Origin of the sequence: Blastococcus goldschmidtiae, assembly GCF_031845325.1 — a bacterium.
Lineage (GTDB): Bacteria > Actinomycetota > Actinomycetes > Mycobacteriales > Geodermatophilaceae > Blastococcus > Blastococcus goldschmidtiae.
The window spans coordinates 533,107-549,823 of record NZ_JAVREI010000001.1; the positions used below are offsets into that span (position 1 = coordinate 533,107).

At 75.3% G+C, this 16,717-nt stretch carries 18 protein-coding genes; 10 read left to right on the forward strand and 8 right to left on the reverse strand.

Features of this window, described 5'->3' with window-relative positions; translation table 11 throughout:
- Positions 1-5: 5 nt before the first annotated feature.
- From RM425_RS02665 to RM425_RS02675, 3 genes are all read right to left on the reverse strand, one after another.
- Positions 6-1,247: a PP2C family protein-serine/threonine phosphatase gene (locus RM425_RS02665; RefSeq protein ID WP_311343635.1), complete on the reverse strand. Its 1,242-nt coding sequence runs from the start codon at positions 1,245-1,247 to the stop codon at positions 6-8.
- Between the two features lie 71 nt (positions 1,248-1,318).
- Positions 1,319-2,077, reverse strand: coding sequence for a DUF4184 family protein (locus RM425_RS02670; protein WP_311343636.1), 759 nt, complete (start codon positions 2,075-2,077; stop codon positions 1,319-1,321).
- Positions 2,078-2,755 (reverse strand): TetR/AcrR family transcriptional regulator, encoded by a 678-nt coding sequence (locus tag RM425_RS02675; protein WP_311343637.1) that lies wholly within the window; start codon positions 2,753-2,755, stop codon positions 2,078-2,080.
- Between the two features lie 128 nt (positions 2,756-2,883).
- On the opposite strand from RM425_RS02675, the gene RM425_RS02680 reads away from it, so the two are divergent.
- From RM425_RS02680 to RM425_RS02690, 3 genes are all read left to right on the forward strand, one after another.
- A complete protein-coding gene (locus RM425_RS02680) occupies positions 2,884-3,813 on the forward strand; it encodes an NAD-dependent epimerase/dehydratase family protein (protein ID WP_311343638.1) in 930 nt (309 codons plus the stop codon).
- A 136-nt stretch (positions 3,814-3,949) separates the two neighbouring features.
- The gene (locus RM425_RS02685) at positions 3,950-4,498 is read left to right on the forward strand and encodes an FABP family protein (RefSeq protein WP_311343639.1); all 549 of its coding nucleotides are present in this window, start codon (positions 3,950-3,952) and stop codon (positions 4,496-4,498) included.
- Positions 4,495-6,249, forward strand: a complete 1,755-nt coding sequence (locus tag RM425_RS02690; RefSeq protein WP_311343640.1) for a DUF885 domain-containing protein — start codon at positions 4,495-4,497, stop codon at positions 6,247-6,249. The genes RM425_RS02685 and RM425_RS02690 overlap by 4 nt, the downstream gene beginning before the upstream one ends.
- Positions 6,250-6,252: 3 nt before the next feature.
- Here RM425_RS02690 and RM425_RS02695 read toward each other — a convergent pair whose 3' ends face one another.
- From RM425_RS02695 to RM425_RS02705, 3 genes are all read right to left on the reverse strand, one after another.
- Entirely contained in the window at positions 6,253-6,987 is a 735-nt protein-coding gene (locus RM425_RS02695) for a hypothetical protein (protein ID WP_311343641.1), read from the reverse strand.
- A 317-nt stretch (positions 6,988-7,304) separates the two neighbouring features.
- Positions 7,305-8,801: a Na+/H+ antiporter NhaA gene (gene nhaA / locus RM425_RS02700; RefSeq protein WP_311343642.1), complete on the reverse strand. Its 1,497-nt coding sequence runs from the start codon at positions 8,799-8,801 to the stop codon at positions 7,305-7,307.
- A gap of 80 nt (positions 8,802-8,881) precedes the next feature.
- Positions 8,882-9,730, reverse strand: a complete 849-nt coding sequence (locus RM425_RS02705; RefSeq protein ID WP_311343643.1) for an aminotransferase class IV — start codon at positions 9,728-9,730, stop codon at positions 8,882-8,884.
- A gap of 38 nt (positions 9,731-9,768) precedes the next feature.
- Between RM425_RS02705 and RM425_RS02710 the strand changes: the two genes are divergently transcribed.
- From RM425_RS02710 to RM425_RS02740, 7 genes are all read left to right on the forward strand, one after another.
- Complete coding sequence (locus tag RM425_RS02710) at positions 9,769-10,266, forward strand: Fur family transcriptional regulator (RefSeq protein ID WP_311343644.1); 498 nt, start codon at positions 9,769-9,771, stop codon at positions 10,264-10,266.
- Positions 10,263-11,384 carry a CAF17-like 4Fe-4S cluster assembly/insertion protein YgfZ gene (gene ygfZ / locus RM425_RS02715; RefSeq protein ID WP_311343645.1) on the forward strand — a complete coding sequence of 374 codons (1,122 nt, stop codon included), beginning with the start codon at positions 10,263-10,265 and terminating at the stop codon, positions 11,382-11,384. Before RM425_RS02710 ends, ygfZ begins: the two co-directional genes overlap by 4 nt.
- 60 nt (positions 11,385-11,444) lie before the next feature.
- Positions 11,445-12,002, forward strand: a complete 558-nt coding sequence (locus RM425_RS02720) for an RsiG family protein (protein WP_311343646.1) — start codon at positions 11,445-11,447, stop codon at positions 12,000-12,002.
- A gap of 64 nt (positions 12,003-12,066) precedes the next feature.
- Positions 12,067-13,050, forward strand: a complete 984-nt coding sequence (locus RM425_RS02725) for an asparaginase (protein WP_311343647.1) — start codon at positions 12,067-12,069, stop codon at positions 13,048-13,050.
- 86 nt (positions 13,051-13,136) lie between these two features.
- Positions 13,137-13,682: a helix-turn-helix domain-containing protein gene (locus RM425_RS02730; protein ID WP_311343648.1), complete on the forward strand. Its 546-nt coding sequence runs from the start codon at positions 13,137-13,139 to the stop codon at positions 13,680-13,682.
- A complete protein-coding gene (locus RM425_RS02735; protein ID WP_311343649.1) occupies positions 13,679-14,476 on the forward strand; it encodes a hypothetical protein in 798 nt (265 codons plus the stop codon). Before RM425_RS02730 ends, RM425_RS02735 begins: the two co-directional genes overlap by 4 nt.
- A 118-nt stretch (positions 14,477-14,594) precedes the next feature.
- Complete coding sequence (locus tag RM425_RS02740; protein ID WP_311343650.1) at positions 14,595-14,879, forward strand: DUF2516 family protein; 285 nt, start codon at positions 14,595-14,597, stop codon at positions 14,877-14,879.
- Positions 14,880-14,901: 22 nt separating this feature from the next.
- Here RM425_RS02740 and RM425_RS02745 read toward each other — a convergent pair whose 3' ends face one another.
- Together RM425_RS02745 and RM425_RS02750 are read right to left on the reverse strand one after the other, a co-directional pair.
- Positions 14,902-15,741 (reverse strand): spermidine synthase, encoded by an 840-nt coding sequence (locus tag RM425_RS02745; protein ID WP_311343651.1) that lies wholly within the window; start codon positions 15,739-15,741, stop codon positions 14,902-14,904.
- Positions 15,741-16,712 (reverse strand): NAD-dependent epimerase/dehydratase family protein, encoded by a 972-nt coding sequence (locus tag RM425_RS02750; protein ID WP_311343652.1) that lies wholly within the window; start codon positions 16,710-16,712, stop codon positions 15,741-15,743. The genes RM425_RS02745 and RM425_RS02750 overlap by 1 nt, the downstream gene beginning before the upstream one ends.
- Positions 16,713-16,717 lie beyond the last annotated feature (5 nt).

Consider the following 16,717-nt stretch of genomic DNA (forward strand, 5'->3'; position numbering starts at 1 on the left):
TCGGATCAGTCCAGGCCGGGCGGCAGCCGGTTGGGGCCGGCCTCGGGCGGCCGGGGGCGGTCCTCGGGGTAGGCGCGCACGGCGACGATCGCCACGTCGTCCTCGCCCGCCCGCGGCACCAGCCGGTCCAGCAGGGTGTCGAGCAGCTCGTCCAGCGGCCGCCCGCCGAGGTCGCGCAGCGCGCCCTGCAACCGGGCCATGCCCTCGTCCAGGTCGGCGCCGCGCCGTTCGACGAGGCCGTCGGTGACCAGCAGGAGCGTGTGGTCGGAGTCCAGGTCGGCGGTGTGGTCGTGGCGCTCGGCCGACGGCTCGACGCCGAGCATCAGGTCGGGCCGGGTCTCGAGGACGCGCGAGCTGCCGTCGGGCGCGAGCACCAGCGGGGGGACGTGACCGGCGTTGCTCCAGCGCACCACCCGGCGCCCGGCGACGGGGATGTCGGGGTGGCGCTCGATGCGGGCGAGGATGGCGGTGGCGAGGGTGCCGACGGCGAGCCCGCGGGCGGCCCGGTCGGTGCGGCCGAGCGTCGTCGCGGGCGTCTCGTCGTTGTCGTAGGCCAGGGCCCGCAGGAGCCCGCGCAGCTGGCCCATCGCGGCCGCCGCGTCGCTGCCGTGACCCACGACGTCGCCGATGGCGATCACCGTCGCGCCGTCGGGCTGCATGAACGCGTCGTACCAGTCGCCGCCGACCTGCGACTCGTGGCCGGCCGGCTGGTAGCGGACGACGACGTGCAGGTGGTCGGGCTCGGGCGGCGGGGTGAGGAGCGCCTGCTGGAGGCGGTCGGACAGGGCGCGCGACGTGGCGGCCTCGTGCGCGAGCCGGTCGATCTCGGTGGCCTGCTGCTCGGCCGCGCGCCGCTCGGTGAGGTCGCGGAAGGAGACGATGACGCCGGTCACCGCCCCGTCCTCGACGGTCGGCACCGCGATGAGCTCCACCGGCACCGGCGTGCCGTCCTTGCGCCAGAACACCTCGTCGTCGGCGGTGACCGTCCGGCCGGTGCGCATGGCCCGCCAGACGGGGCACTCCTCCCGCGGGTAGGGAGAGCCGTCGTGTCGGTGGTGATGCAGCAGGCGGTGCTGGTCGACCGCGCGCTGCTCCTCCAGCGGGTAACCGGTGATGCGGACGGCGGAGGGGTTCACGAAGTCGACGCGCCCGTCGGCGTCCAGGCCGTAGATCCCGTCGGCGACGTTGGCCAGGACCCACTCGTAGCGGGCGTTGGCGCGTGCGAGCTCCTCCTCGGGCGTCCGCACGCGCACCTCCGTGTCGTGGCCGGGGATCGCGCCGGACCGGCTGCCGGCGTCGCAGGTCCCGCTCCCACGGACTATAAGCGCCGCGGCAGCGGTTCCCGGCCGGTCCGGTGGCCGCGGTGGCGGAGCTGCCAGGCGGCAGCCAACGCGGAAGCGACGACCAGGGCGGAGCCCCCGCCCCACGTGGCTGCGTCGTAGACGGCCTCGCCGACGCCGTCCGCCGACGCGGCGGCGGCCGTGCCCGTGACGCAGCCGGTCACCGCCAGCAGCACCCACGGCCAGCGGCGACCGGGCCGGCCGGACGGGCGGACCGGCGCCCGCAGCCACCAGCGCACCACCCAGCCGACCAGCACCAGACCGCCCAGCACGCTGGCGACGTACTGCAGCCACCGGTAGCCGGGCATGACCCCCCACTGATCGGCGAGGACGGGGAACGTCCCGGGCCCCCACCGCCCGGCGTGGGTGAACTCGTCCCACAGGACGTGGGTGGCAGCGCCCACCGCGGCCGCGAGCACGGTCCAGGCCACCCGGCTCGCCGTCGAGACCCGGACGCGCAGCCCGACGGGGACGCCGGTCAGCCGGCCGCGCAGTGCCGCGGGTGCGGCGCGCAGCGCCGGCTCCGCGAGCAGCCCGTGCCAGAGCGCCCAGGCCGCGAGGGCGAGCAGCACGTCGGTGGAGACGACGGCGGTCGCGGTGTGCGTCGGCCAGGGCCACTCGACCGGGAGGTAGAACGGCAGGTCGGGGGCCATGCTGCCGGCGACCAGGGCGGAGGCGGGCAGCGGGGTGCGGAGGAACGGCAGCACGGCCGCCGCATGGCTCGGGGTGAAGGGCACTCAGAGGCCGATCAGGGACGCCAGCTCGGTCATCGCCCGGTCGAAGTAGCGGTCGGCGTCCTCGACCGAGCCGACGAAGTGGCCGAACAGCTCGAAGCTGAGCGTGCCGAACACCGAGCTCCAGGCGAGCAGGGCCCGCACGCGCACGGCGTCGTCGAGCGCCGGGTGGTCCCCGCCCAGGACCTCCGCGGTCTCGCGGCTGACCACGTGCGTGTCCTGCTTCCCGGCACCCTCGGGCAGGACGCCGGACCGGGCGGCGTCGCCGAGGATGCGGCCCAGCACCACGCCGACCCGGGCGGCCGCCGGCACGGTGTCCTGCGGCGCGGCGTAGCCGGGTACGGGGGAGCCGTAGAGCAGCGCGTACTCGTGCGGGTGGCCCAGGGCCCACGACCGCACCGCGCGGCAGACCGCGAGCCAGCGCGCCCGCGGCGCGTCGTCCGGACGGTCGGCCGCCTCGGCGGCCGCTCCCAGGGCGTCGTAGCCGTCGATGATCAGCCGGGTCAGCAGGTCGTCCCGGCTCGGGAAGTACCGGTAGACCGCCGAGGACACCAGGCCGACGTCGCGGGCGACGGCGCGCAGCGACAGGGCCGCGGCACCGACCTCGGCCAGCTGGCGGCGGGCGGCGTCGGTGATCTCGGCGGTCACCTCGGCGCGAACGCGTTCGCGGGCGGTCGGCATGCGCTCCATGGTGGCCGGGGAGATCACTGATCGCAAGAGAGAGCATCGCTCTTGACACGACAAGGGGTCCGGCTGGAGCATCGCTTCCGAACGAGAGCACCGCTCTCGATGTTCCGGAGGAGATCGCCATGGCACTGCACGTCATCGTCGGCAAGGGTCCGGTCGGCACGACGACCGCGGAGGAGCTGACCGCCCGCGGGCACCGGGTGCGGGTCCTCTCCCGCAGCGGCGGCGTCTCCACCGACGCGGCCGAGCACCGCCAGGTGGACGCCGGGGACGCCGACGCACTGGTCAGGGCGGCGGCCGGCGCCGACGTGCTCTACAACGCGGTCAACCCGGCCTACCACCGCTGGGCCACCGACTGGCCGCCCGTCGCCGCGGCGCTGCTGACCGCGGCCGAGCGCACCGAGGCCGTCCTGGTGACCATGGGGAACCTGTACGGCTACGGACGGCCCTCGGGCCCGATGACGCCGGAGACGCCGCTCGCGGCCACCGACGTCAAGGGCCGGGTCCGCAACCGGATGTGGGCCGACGCCCTGGCCGCGCACGGGGCCGGCCGGGTCCGGGTGACCGAGGCCCGGGCCGCGGACTTCGTCGGGCCGCAGGTTCCCGCGGCCCAGTCGCACCTGGTCCGGCAGCTGCCCGCCCTGCGCGCCGGTCGCCGGGCCTGGGTGGTCGGCGACCCGGACGTCCGCCGCAGCTGGGCGTACCTGCCCGATGTCGCCGCCACGCTGGCCACCCTCGGCACCGACGAGCGGGCGCTGGGCCGGGCCTGGCACGTGCCCACCACGCCGCCGCGCAGCCAGCGCCAGGCGCTGACGGACCTCACCGAGGCGATGTCCCTCCCGCCCGCGCGGGTCAGCGGGATCCCGTGGCCGGTGCTGCGGGCGGTCGGACTGGCCGTGCCGATGATGCGGGAGGTCGTGGACATCCGGCACCAGTGGGATGCGGACTACGTCTGCGACGCGCCCGCGACGACGGCCACCTTCGGGCTGACCGCGACCCCGTGGGACGAGGTGGTGCACGCGACGGTCGCCGGGGTGCCGGTGACCGCCTGAGGCCGCGGCGGGCCGGCGTCACTACCGTGGCACCCATGGTTTCTGCCTGGGTCCTCGTCACCCTGGCGGCGCTGGCCGCGCTCTCCTGCGGCTACGGCGCCGTACGGCTGTCCCGCCGTCCGACTGCGGGCCGGCGATGAGCGCGCCGACCGAGCTGCCGGTCCCCGACACCGTCGACGTCCATAGCGGTCCTGAGGTCTCCGACCAGTTGCTGGCGGTGCTGCCGTTGCTGGGGGAGTGGCACGGCGAGGGCATCCTGAGCGGCGCTGCGGCGGGGTCCGACAAGGACCTCCGCTTCGGCCAGTGGGTGCGCTTCAGCCACGACGGGCGCGGGTTCCTGGCCTACGAGTCCCGCACGTGGCGGCTCACCGACGACGGCCAGATCGTCGGCCCCGATCTCCGCGAGACGGGCTTCTGGCGGCCGCGCGGGAACGGTGACGACGTCGAGCTGCTGGTCGCCGGTGCGGACGGGGTGCTGGAGATCTACGTCGGCGCCGCGCGCACGATGACGAGCTGGGAGCTGGCCACCGACGTCGTCGCCCGCACGCCCGATGCCCCCGAGGTGACCCGCGCGGTCCGGCTCTACGGCATCGTCGAGGGCGCGCTGATGTACGCCGTCGACCGCGCGGTGGGGGACGGGCCGCTGCGGCCGACGATGTCCGCCCGGCTGGAGCGGATCCGATGACCGACGCGGTCCCCACCACGCCGCCATCGCCCACCCGCCCCGCCACGCAAGCGCCCACCCGCCCCACCACCCCGAGGCACGTGGCCGACGCCTACGTCGCCGCCGCCTGCGAGCTCGACCCCATCCTCGCCACCCAGCTCGGGGCCCGTCCGGACGACGACCGGCTGCCCGACCTCTCCCCGGAGGGGCTGGAGGCCGAGGTCGCGCTGGTGCGCGGCACGCTGGCCGAGCTCGACCGGGTGCTGGCCGAGAACCCCGCGCTCGACGACGACCCGGTCGAGCGGCGGTGTGCCCGGCTGCTGCGCGAGCGGCTCACCGCCGAGCTGGACGCGCACTGGGCGGGGGAGGGTTTCCGCTCGCTGAACATCCTCTTCTCGCCCATCCACGCGGTCCGCCAGGTCTTCACCCTGATGCCGACGGCGACCGACGAGGACTGGGCGGTGGTGGCCCGCCGCATCGCCCGCGTGCCCGAGGCCTACCGCGGCTACCGGGAGACGCTCGAGGAGGCGGTGCGCCGCGACCTGCTGGTCGCCCCGCGCCAGGTGCGCACCGTCGTCCAGCAGCTCGACGAGTGGCTGGCCGGCCCGTTCTTCACCGCGTTCGTCGCGTCGGGTCCCGAGGTCCTGCAGTCGGAGCTGCTCGCCGCCGCGGCGGCCGCCGACGGTGCGGTCGCCGACATCCGCGACCACCTGCGTGACGAGTACGGCCCACGCACCGAGGGGGTGCCCGACGCCGTCGGCCGCGAGCGGTACGCGATGGCGGTGCGCCGGTGGACCGGCTCGGACCTGGGTCCCGACCGGGGCCTCGAGGAGGCCTACGCCTGGGGCTGGGCCGAGCACAAGCGGATCCTGGCCGAGCAGCGGCTCGAGGCCGACCGCGTCCAGGCCGGTGCGACGCCGATGGAGGCGATGCGGCTGCTGGCCACCAGCGGCCCCGCCGTCGAGGGCGCGGAGGAGATTCGCGTCCGGCTGCAGGCGATGATGGACGAGGCGATCCTCGAGCTCGACGGCACCCACTTCGACCTCGCCGAGCCGCTGCGCCGGGTCGAGGCGATGATCGCGCCCCCCGGCAGCGCCGCGGCGCCGTACTACACGCGCCCCTCGCAGGACTTCTCCCGGCCGGGCCGCACCTGGCTGCCCACCCTGGGCCGGACGCGCTTCCCGCTCTGGGACCTGGTGTCGATCTGGTACCACGAGGGCGTTCCCGGCCACCACCTGCAGCTGGCGCAGTGGGCCCACGTCGCGCAGGAGCTCTCCACCTACCAGACCTCGGTGGGCTCGGTGGGTGCCAACGTCGAGGGCTGGGCGCTCTACGCCGAGCGGTTCATGGACGAACTGGGCTACTTCCCGGACCCGGGCACCCGGCTCGGCTTCCTCGACGCCCAGCAGCTGCGCTCGGTGCGGGTGGTCATCGACATCGGCATGCACCTGCAGCTGCCGATCCCCGACGACGCCGAGGGCGCGCTGGCCGAGCACCGCGGGCAGCCGTGGACGCCGGACCTGGCGCGTGCCTTCCTGGGCGAGAACTCCGGTGCGGCGCTCGCGTTCCTCGACAGCGAGCTGGTCCGCTACCTGGGCATCCCCGGGCAGGCGATCAGCTACAAGCTCGGGGAGCGGGCGTGGCTGGCCGGCCGGGAGAAGGCCCAGCAGACCCGGGGTGCGGCCTTCGACCTCAAGGCGTGGCACATGGCCGCGCTGTCGCAGGGCTCGCTGGGTCTCGACGACCTCGAGGCCGAACTCGCCCAGCTCTAGGTCTCAGCGCCCCGGGGGAACCGGGTTCACGTCGTCGCATCCCAGTGAGGTCGGATCCGGCGGGCGGACGGGCAGCGCCTCCACGCCGGGCGTGCCGAGCAGCTCGGCGATGCAGGCGATCGTGGCGCCGACGTAGGTGCTGGTGAGGTCGAGGTCGGTGGCCACGCACCAGGCGTGGTCGGCCGGCCACCAGAGGTTGGCGCTCTGCTCGTGCGGCTCGGGAGCCAGGTTCCGGGTCGCGTCGGCCACGGTTCCCCGGACGAGCACCACGTCGTGCTCGCCGCGCAGCAGCAGCCGGGGCGGGGTCCCGGGATCCGGGAGGTCGTAGCCGAAGCCGTCCCACCGGCCGAACACGCAGTCCTCCGGGGTCGCGGTGTGCCGGGCGAGGACCCCGGCGAGCCGGGCGGCCACCTGCACCGGCAGGTGCCCCTCCGGGGGGCCGTCGTCCCAGACCATCGCCTGGTCCTCGGAAGGCTGGGCGTCCCAGCTGCCGGTGATCGTGTGCCACTGCATGAGCGGGTGCACGGTGGTGCCGTTGTAGTCGGCCACCTCGGCCCAGGGCACCTCGACGTCGTCGTCCCCGGCGTAGCTGACCGCGGGGTGGAAGACCCGGGCGTAGGCCTCGAACGTCTCGGGGAGGAGGGCGGCGACGGTTCGGGGTTCCGCCCGCCGCCGGGCGGAGGAGATCCAGACCCCGCAGGAGACGTCGGTCTCGACCGGCAGGCCGCCCAGGTGCATGAATCGCAAACTACCTGGAGAACGGACAACCCCCGGGCTGCTCCGCGGCGCTTCCCCGGAAGGAAGCTGCACGCGGGCCGACTGGACATTGGTCGGCGGCCCGGGGGTCGGGTGACTGTCCGGTTCTCGCTCGCCGCCGTACGACGGACGGGCGATCTGCCGTCGCTCGGACGCGAGTCCGAGCGGGCGGCCCATCTGGACGGCGGCTAGCGGACAGCCACCTCACGAGTCCTGTAGCTATGCAAAGTTACGGACCACCTCCTCTCTCGTGTACGACGAAAGTACGTCGCCCGTCGAGGCTCGGCAACGAGAATTTGTCAGCCGTCGGCGAACGGCCTGGCCGACCGCCCCGGCGGGGGCGTGCCCTTCCAGTCCGGGTCGTGCTCGGCCTCGTCGTCGACCGTCTCGTAGGCCGGCGGGGGAGCGTGGTCCTCGTCCCCGAGCGGGGCGCCGGCGTAGGTGCTCCCGGGGGGCGGTGCACCCTCCCAATCGGGCCGGTGCTCCGCGCGGTCGTCGACGGTGTCCCAGGCGTCGGGGATGCCGTCCTGGTCGAGGTCGCGGGACTCCGCGGCGTACATCTGCTTGTAGCGGCGGTTCCGCAGCCGCAGGATCACGGCGGCGAGCGCGGCGGCGAGCAGGGTCCCGAAGAGAATGCCGACCTTCGCGTGCTCGAAGCTCTCGGGATCGTCGACGTAGGCGAGCTCGGTGATCAGCAGGGAGACGGTGAAGCCCATCCCGCCGAGCAGCGCCAGTCCGACGACGTCCGGCCAGCCGAGGTTCTCGTCCAGCTGCGCCCGGGTGAAGCGGGAGACCAGCCAGGTGGCCCCGGTGATGCCGATCGCCTTGCCGGCGACCAGCCCGACCACGATCCCGATCGCGATGCTGTCGCCCAGGGACTCGCTGAGCCCGGAGACGCCGCCGACGGCGACCCCCGCGGAGAAGAACGCGAAGACCGGAACGGCGACCCCCGCCGAGATCGGCCGGATCAGGTGCTCGAAGTGCTCTGCCATGCCCGGCCCGGCGTCGGGTCCGCCAGTGGACTGGCTGCGCACCACCGGCACGGTGAAGGCCAGCAGGACACCGGCGACCGTCGCGTGCACGCCCGACTCGTGCATCAGCACCCAGGTGAGCAGCGCCAGCGGCAGCAGCAGCCACCAGGAGCGGATGCGCCTCTGCACGAGGAAGCCGAAGACGGCCAGCGGCACCAGTGAGAGCAGGAGGGCCGGGACGTTCAGCGCGGCCGTGTAGAAGATCGCGATGACCATGATGGCGAGCAGGTCGTCGACCACGGCCAGGGTGAGCAGGAAGGTGCGCAACGCGCTGGGCAGGTGCGTGCTGATCACGGCGAGGACGGCGAGCGCGAACGCGATGTCGGTGGCCGACGGGATCGCCCAGCCCTGCAGCGCGTCCCCGGGACTCCCCAGGTTCAGCAGCACGAAGAACAGGGCGGGCACCGCCATCCCACCGACGGCCGCGGCGATCGGCAGCGCCGCGCGGCGGGGCTCGCGGAGGTCGCCGGCGACGAACTCGCGCTTGAGCTCCAGGCCGGCGACGAAGAAGAAGATCGCCAGCAGGCCGTCGGCCGCCCAGGTGCCCAGGGTGAGGTCCAGGTGCAGGGACGCCGGCCCCACCCGGGTCTCCCGCAGCGACTCGTAGGTCTCGACCCACGGCGAGTTGGCCCAGACGATCGCGATCAGCGCAGCCAGCAGCAGGAGGGCGCCGCCGACGGTCTCGCGGCGCAGGACGGTGGCGACGCGCTGCGTCTCGCGCCAGGAACCGCGACCGAGGAGACGGGGGGACGGCGGCGTGCTCACGGGGGCGGCTCCAGGTGCGGTGTCGTGCGGGGTCGGGTGGGACGCTGCCGACCAGACTTCCCGGCGCACCTGGACCCAGGTTACCGGGCGAGCAGACCCCGCACGCGGGCCGTCAGCCCCGCGTCGGCGCGGCGCACGCCGTCGAGCGTGTGCACCGGTGCGGCCCCGCGCACGCCCGACATCAGCCAGACGGCGTCGGCCGCGTGCAGGTCGTCGACGGTGCCGTGGCTCCGTGCCGTCGGCCAGCCGTCGGCCTCGGCGCGCTCGAACAGCCGGGCCACCGTGGTGCCGGGCAGGATGCCGGTCTCCGTGGGCGGGGTGTGCAGCGTGCCGCCGGCCGCCCACACGACCGTCGACGTCGGCCCCTCCAGCAGCTCCCCCTCCAGCGACGTGAGGACGACGTCGTCGGCGCCGAGCCGGTGCGCGTGCCGGTAGGCGGCCATGTTCACCGCGTAGGACAGGGTCTTCGCGCCGCCCAGCAGCCACGGCGCCTGCGCCCGGAAGTCCGCCGGGATCCCGAGCGACAGGCTGACCACCGAGATGCCGGCGGTGCGCTGGCGCACGGTCTCCGCGGGGACGGGGGCCAGCAGTGCGAGCGCGGTGGGTGGCGCCTCGTCGCCCGGACCGCGGGTGAGGAACAGGCGGAGCACGCCCTCGGTCTCTGCGCGCCAGCGCACCAGGACCGCGTCGACGAGGGCGTGCCAGACGTCGTCGCCGGGAGGAGGGATCTCCAGCAGCGCGGCGGACCGGGCCAGCCGGGCGAGGTGCGCGGCGAGGTGCGGCGTCCTCCCGTCGAGCACGGCGACGGACTCGAAGGCGCCGTCCCCGCGGACCAGGCCGTGGTCGGCGGCGGTGAGGACGGGCTCGTCCGCCGGGACGGCGACGGCCGCGCCGTCCCGCCAGATCGCGACGCTGCGCTGTTCGGTCACCGGTCCAGACTGCCCGACGGCGGGCATAGGGTCGCGTCATGGGGCACGACGCCGGAGCCGACGAGCACACCGCTCCCGGGCACGCCACCGACGGGGGCGCCCCGCTGGCGGAGCGGCTGCGGGCGCGCGGCCTGCGGTTGACCCCGCAGCGCAGGCGGGTGCTGGCGGCGGTGGCGGCCCTGGAGCACGCCACCCCGGAGGCCATCGGGGCGCGGTTGCGCGAGGAGGCGGGGCCCGGTGGGTCGGCGCCGGACGCCTCGACGGTCTACCGCAACCTGGAGTTGCTCGAGCGCCTCGGCTTCGTCTGGCACACCCATCTGGGCAAGGGGGCGCCGGTCTACCACGCCTCCGAGCACCCCCACCTGCACGTCGTCTGCGCCTCCTGCGGCGAGATCTACTCGGTCGCCCCCGACCTGCTCGACGGGGCCGCGGAACGTCTGGCCGCCGATCTGGGTTTCACCGTGGACGTGGGGCACGTCGCCTTGTCCGGGACCTGCCGCGCCTGCCGTGATCGAGCTGGATCGGAGACCCCATGAGTTCACCCCTGCTGTCCCGCCCGGGCGCCGTCGCCGTCGATGAGCCGGTCGAGGCCGCTCCCGCCGTGGCCGCCCACTACGGGGACCCGCTGCGCGAGCAGCGGCTGCTCGCCGAGGGCGCCGGGCTGGTGGACCGCAGCGACCGCGACGTGCTCGTCGTCCCCGGCGCGGACCGGCTGTCCTGGCTGCACAGCCTGACCAGCCAGCACCTCGACCGGCTGGCCGACGCCACCGGCAGCGAGGCGCTGGTGCTCTCCCCGAACGGGCACGTCGAGCACCACCTGGTGCTGGCCGAGCTGGCCGGCAGCACCTGGGTCGACGTCGAGCCGGCCACGGGCGTGGCGCTGCACGCCTTCCTGGAGCGGATGCGGTTCATGCTGCGGGTCGAGCCGCAGCTGCGGACCGGGCAGGAGGCGGTGCTCTCCCTGGTGGGTCCGCGGGCGCTGGACGTGCTGACCGCGGCGGGGCTGCCCGCGCCCGCTGCGGAGTACGCCGTCCAGCCGCTGACCGACGGCGGTTTCGCCCGGCGCATGCGCCCGATCGGCGACGGCACGGCGCTCGTCGTGGACCTGGTCGTGCCCCGGACCGCCGTGGACGGCCTCGCCGACCGGCTGCTCGCCGCCGGCGCCCGCCTCGCGGGGGTGCAGGCCTACGAGGCGCTGCGCGTCGAGGCGCGGCGTCCCCGGCTGGGCGCGGACAGCGACCACCGCACGATCCCGAACGAGCTGGAGTGGCTGACCAGCGCCGTGCACCTGGACAAGGGGTGCTACCGCGGGCAGGAGACCGTCGCCCGGGTGCACAACCTGGGCCGGCCGCCGCGCCGGCTGGTGCTGCTGCACCTGGACGGCGTCAGCGAGGACCTGACCGAGCCCGGCGCCCCGGTACTGGCCGGCACCCGCGAGGTGGGCCGGGTCGGCACCGTCGTGCGCCACCACGAGCTGGGCGTCATCGCGCTGGCGCTGGTCAAGCAGTCGGTGGCCCACGACGCCGCGCTGACCGTGGGCGGCTCGGTCGCGGCGATCGATCCCGACGACGCCGTCGCCGAGGTCGACGACACCCGGGCGGCGGCGCGGGAGCGGATCCGGGCGGTCCGGTCTGCGACGATGCCGCGAGCGTGACGAGATGATGACCGCCGACGCCCCGGCCGTTCGGAGCGTCGAGCCGATGGAGGCCAACCCGTGAGTGCCACGACCAGTCCTGCCGGCGGCGCCGCCGTCGACGCGCTGCTGGAGCCCGCGTTCCTCGAGGACGCCACCCGGCTGTCCATGGCCGAGGTGCGCACCCTGCGCCGCCAGGCCGAGCAGGAGGAGGTCAACCTCTCCTACACCCGGCGTCTCCTGCAGGGACGCCTGGACATCGTGCGCCGCGAGCTGCAGCGCCGCGCCGAGCACGACGGCCGGTCGCTGGTGGAGCTCCTGCCGGAGATCCTGGCCGAGAAGGGCCGGGGGCCGGCGCACGGTCTGGGCCGGCACCAGACGGTGCAGCCGGCCGACCCGAACGCCTACGAGTCGTGGGTCAACGCGCTGACCCCCGGGGTCGACCTCTCCTCGATCACCGCGCTGAGTGACGCGAAGCTGGAGCAGGGCGCCCGTGCGCTCGCTGCCGCCGAGGCCGGGCTGTCGGAGCGGCGGCGCGGCGTGCAGCAGGTGATGGACGCCCTCGCCGCCGAGCTGGGGCGCCGGTACCGCGACGGCGAGGCCGACGTCGCCGCCCTGCTGGCCGACGAAGGGCGATAGGAACGGTGCAACACCGCTGGGCATCTCCGGCCCCGTCCGGAGGCTCATCCCGAGCGTGCGAGGGGTGAGGGGGACGGGGTCCTTCAACTGGCCGGACAACCCGGTCCTGGTCGAGGTCGAGCGGTCGGGGTTCCTGGAGTCGGTCCACCGCGGCTCGCTGGTGGTGCTGGGGCCCGACGGCGACGTGCTGTTCGCCGCGGGCGCCGTCGACCGGCCGGTCCTGCCGCGGTCGTCCAACAAGCCGGTGCAGGCGACGGCACTGCTCGCGGCCGGCTGGGAACCCCGGTCGGCAGCCGAACTGGCCATCGGCGCCGGTTCGCACACCGGCGAGGACGGGCACCGGGAGCGCGCCGCGGCGATCCTCGACGGCGCCGGTCTGGGGCCCGGGGACCTCGGGTGCCCGCCCGCGCTGCCGTCGCACGAGGCGACCAGGGTGGCGTGGCTGTCCGGCGGCCGGGCTCCGGAACGCCTGGCGATGAACTGCTCGGGCAAGCACGCGGCGATGCTCGCCGCCTGCGTGGCGGCCGGCTGGCCGGTCGAGGGCTACCTCGACCGGGACCACCCGCTGCAGCGGGCCATCGAGGAGCGGCTGGGCGAGGCGGCCGGGGAGCCGGTGTCGGCTGTCGTCGTGGACGGGTGCGGCGCGCCGCAGCACGCGCTCTCGCCGACCGGCCTGGCGCGCGGGTTCCTCACCCTGGTCCAGGCCGACGCCGGCTCGCGGGCGCGCGCGGTCGCCGACGCGATGCGGGCCGAGCCGTGGTTCGTGGCCGGCACCGGCCGCGAGGACACCGGCCTGATGCAGGCCGTGCCCGGTCTGCTGGTCAAGGGCGGTGCCGACGGCGTGCACGTCGCGGCCGTGCCGGGGGCTGGTGCGGTGGCGCTCAAGCTCGACGACGGCGGTGACCGCGGCCGGATGCCCGCGCTCACCGCCGGGCTGCGCCGGCTGGGCGTGCCCGCCGAGCCGCTCGCCCCGTGGTTGCAGCAGCCGGTGCACGGAGGTGGCGGGGTGGTGGGCGCCGTGCGCGCGGCGGCCGCGGTGCGTCCCTGACCTGCAGCGAGCGGTGTGACCAGGCCGACACCTGGTGCTAGCTGTACCGCTTGCAGGAGCTAGCACCGGCGGTTAGTGTCGTATCCGTGCAGACACCCGGAGACTTCGTTCGCGAGCAGGTGAGCACGGTCCGCTCCACGGTGGACCGCGTCGCCGGCAGCGTGGCGGAGTCCGTCGCCGAGGCCACGACCGCCTCGACGACCAATGTGACCGCCGTCGGTTCGCAGGTGGGCAACTACATCCGCGAGCAGCGCAGCGCCGCCCAGGTGTCCCTGCGGGAGCTGGCCCGCACCGCCGGCGTCAGCAACCCCTACCTGTCCCAGGTGGAGCGAGGCCTCCGCAAGCCGTCAGCGGAGATCCTCGCGTCGATCGCCCGGGGCCTGAAGATCTCGGCCGAGTCGCTCTACGAGCAGGCCGGGATCCTCGACCGGCGCTCCGGCAACCCGGACACCCTGGCGGCGATCCGCTCGGACGATGCGCTGTCCGAACGGCACAAGGCCGTGCTGCTGGAGCTCTACGAGACCTACGTCCGCGAGCACCAGGCCAGTGCGGTGCGCGAGGCCGCTCCCCAGGCCGCACCCGCATCCCCACCCGTGCACCCACCATCCCGCCCCACCAAGGAGTCGGCATGACCACCACCCAGACCGTGAAGCAGTACGGCGAGATCGCCGTCGCCCAGGGCCGCTCGCTGGCCGAGCAGGCCCGCACCCCGATCCTCGCCGTCGTCGGCGCCGGTGACCTCGCCGTCGCGCACGCCAGGACGGTCCTCGACCAGTTCCGCAGCAAGGCCACCTCCTCGATCGTGGCCCTGCCGGGCGAGGCGCAGGTCCAGACCGACCTCGCCGTCCGCGAGGCCCGCACCCGGGCCACCGAGGCCGCCGCCACCGCCCGCACCACGGCGCAGCAGCTGGCCGGTGCCGTCCGTCCCGACGCGCTCCGCAGCACCGTCAACGACCTGGTCGAGACCGCCCGCACCCAGGCGACCACGACCCTGGAGACCCTGGCCGGGCGCGGTGCCGAGGTCGTCGAGGACCTCCGCCGCCAGCCCGGCTTCCGCCGGGTCGTGCGTCGCGCCGAGCGGGCCGTCGACACCGTCGAGGACGCGCTCGAGGACATCCTCGAGGAGACCGCCGAGGCCGTGGCCGAGGCCTCGGACGAGGTCACCTCGGTCGCGCAGAAGACCGCCGCCAAGGCCGGCAAGGTGGCCGCCAAGGCCGAGTCGTCGGTCGAGCAGGCCGCCGACGCCACCAAGGACGAGCTCGAGGACGCCGTGGAGGCGCCGAAGCCCGCCAAGAAGGCGACCGGTAAGAAGAGCAGTGCCGCTGCCGGCACCTCGTCCGCCAAGGCGACCTCGGCGCGCGTGACCCGGGCCCGGACCGCGAAGCGGACCGACCCGGCGGCTGTGCCGGCCAAGCGCAACGGCTGACACGCCACCCCACGAACCAGGGCCCCGGAGCTGCGCGAGCGCTCCGGGGCCCTGTCGCGTCCGGGGGCGGTCCTGTCGTGTCCGGGGAGCAGCGCCTCCGGCGCGTACCCTCTGGCGCATGGCGGAGTTCGACGGTCTGGTGTTCGTGGCGCTCTACTGGGCGGCCCAGGCGCTGACCATCTGGGCGTTCGTCGACGCGCTGATCCGCCCGGCCTCCGCCTTCGTGGCGACGGAGAAGCTCTCCAAGCCCGCGTGGGCGGGCATCACCGGGCTCGCGGCCGTCTTCGTCTACCTGTTCGGGGCGATGAGTCTGTTCGGGCTCCCGGCCGTCATCGCCGCGGTGGTCTACCTGGTGGACGTGCGCCCCGCCGTCCGCGGTCTGAGCCGCGGCAACAGCTGGTGAGCTGAGCGCGCACCGCGGGGCCTCACCGGGCGAAGACCCCCGCGGGCGGCTCGGGTGAGGGCTGCGCCTCGGCGTCGGAGACCGGCAGGGCCCGCCCGGCGAAGCGCTCGAGGTCCTCGCCGTCGACCACCCGCGCGGGCATCGGATCGCGTGCGCAGGCGCGGCTGAGGCCGGCCAGCGGCAGCTCGCCGTCGGACGCCACGGCGACCAGGTTGCCGAAGCGGCGGCCGCGCATCGTGCCCGGCTCGGCGAGCAGGCACACGTGCCGGAACACCTGGCGCAGGGTGGCGACCTGCCCGCGGGCGAAGCGCAGCGGTGGCCCGTCGGCGACGTTGGCCGCGTAGATGCCGCCGGGCCGGAGCACCCGGGCCACCTCGCGGGCGAACTCGACGGTGGTCAGGTGCGCCGGTGTCCGCGCGCCGGCGAACACGTCGGTGACGACGACGTCGGCGCTGGCCGGGTGCAGCGTGACCAGCGCGGCGCGGGCGTCGGCGGCCCGGACGCGCACCCGGGCGTTGCGCGGCAGCGGCAGGTACTCGCGGACGAGGTCGGTGAGCGGCTGGTCGATCTCGACCACGCGCTGGCGCGAGCCAGGCCGCGTGGTGGCGACGTACCGAGGCAGGGTGAGCGCGCCGCCGCCGAGGTGGACCACGTCCAGCGGCTCGCCCGCGGCCGCGGCGAGGTCGAGCACGTGGCCGATCCGGCGGACGTACTCGAACTCCAGGTGGGTGGGGTCGGCCAGGTCGACGTGCGACTGCGGGGTGCCGTTCACCATCAGCACCCAGGACCCGTCGCGGTCGGCATCGGCGAGGAGTTCGGCGGTACCGCCGGCCACGGGCACCGGGCCGGGAGGCGTCCGCATCAGCGGCCCGACGCCCCCGCGGCCGCCAGCAGGGCCTCGTCCCGGTCGGCCGGCAGGTCGACGGCCAGGGCCGGCTCGCCGCGTCCGCGATCCCAGGCGACGACGTCGGCCGCCGTCTGCTCCAGCGGGGTGGCTGTGAGGCCGACCGATCGGGCGAGGTCGGCGTTGCGGCGCATGCCGACGTCGAAGCGCGGGTCGGGGAGCACGAGGGGCACCGCGCCGCCGGCGAGGGCGGGGTCGACCGGGACGACGTCGACGGTCGCGCCGGTCCCGCGCGCGCACGCCTCCACCAGCCCGGCGAGGGTGACCGGCTCGGCCGGGCCCACGGCGTTGAAGGTCCCGGGCCGGTCGTCGTGCAGCAGCGTGACGACCAGGCGCGCGAGGTCGCGGCTGTCGACGACCTGCACCGGCTGGTCCGGGCGGCCGGGCAGCGGCACCGTCCCCCCGCGGGAGGCCTTGCGGGCCCACCAGGTGAAGCGGTCGGTCTGGTCGTGCGGTCCGGCGACGATCCCCGGGCGGACGAGCGTCGCCCGGTCGCCGTAGCGCGCCAGCGCCTCGTCCTCGCAGGCCACCTTCAGGGGGCCGTAGGTGCGCCCGTCGACCTGCTCGGTGCCGACCTCGGGCTCCCGGCGGGGCGCCGTCTCGTCCAGGGGGCCCTCCGTGCGGCCGTCGTAGACGGCACCGGTGGAGATGAACAGGTAGCGGCCGGTGGATCCGGCGAGCGCGTCGGCGGCCTGCGCCACGTGGCGGGGGACGTAGCCGCTCACGTCCAGGACGGCGTCCCAGTCCGTGCCCTGGAGGGCGGAGTAGTCGCCGGTCTCCCGGTCCCCGACCAGTCGGGCGACGTCGGGGAACAGGTCGGTGCCGGTGCGGCCGCGGCTGAACAGGGTGAGCTCGTCGCCCCGTGCCAGCGCCTCCTCGACCATCGCGCGTCCGACGAACGACGTACCGCCCAGCACCAGGATCTTCACCGGCC

Excerpts from the sequence above, each read along its gene's own strand:
- RM425_RS02675 (WP_311343637.1), bottom strand. The coding sequence starts at position 2,755 with ATGCCGACCGCCCGCGAACGCGTTCGCGCCGAGGTGACCGCCGAGATC.
- RM425_RS02680 (WP_311343638.1), top strand. The coding sequence starts at position 2,884 with ATGGCACTGCACGTCATCGTCGGCAAGGGTCCGGTCGGCACGACGACC.
- RM425_RS02685 (WP_311343639.1), top strand. The coding sequence starts at position 3,950 with ATGAGCGCGCCGACCGAGCTGCCGGTCCCCGACACCGTCGACGTCCAT.
- RM425_RS02690 (WP_311343640.1), top strand. The coding sequence starts at position 4,495 with ATGACCGACGCGGTCCCCACCACGCCGCCATCGCCCACCCGCCCCGCC.
- RM425_RS02695 (WP_311343641.1), bottom strand. The coding sequence starts at position 6,987 with ATGCACCTGGGCGGCCTGCCGGTCGAGACCGACGTCTCCTGCGGGGTC.
- RM425_RS02710 (WP_311343644.1), top strand. The coding sequence starts at position 9,769 with ATGGGGCACGACGCCGGAGCCGACGAGCACACCGCTCCCGGGCACGCC.
- ygfZ (WP_311343645.1), top strand. The coding sequence starts at position 10,263 with ATGAGTTCACCCCTGCTGTCCCGCCCGGGCGCCGTCGCCGTCGATGAG.
- RM425_RS02735 (WP_311343649.1), top strand. The coding sequence starts at position 13,679 with ATGACCACCACCCAGACCGTGAAGCAGTACGGCGAGATCGCCGTCGCC.
- RM425_RS02740 (WP_311343650.1), top strand. The coding sequence starts at position 14,595 with ATGGCGGAGTTCGACGGTCTGGTGTTCGTGGCGCTCTACTGGGCGGCC.
- RM425_RS02745 (WP_311343651.1), bottom strand. The coding sequence starts at position 15,741 with ATGCGGACGCCTCCCGGCCCGGTGCCCGTGGCCGGCGGTACCGCCGAA.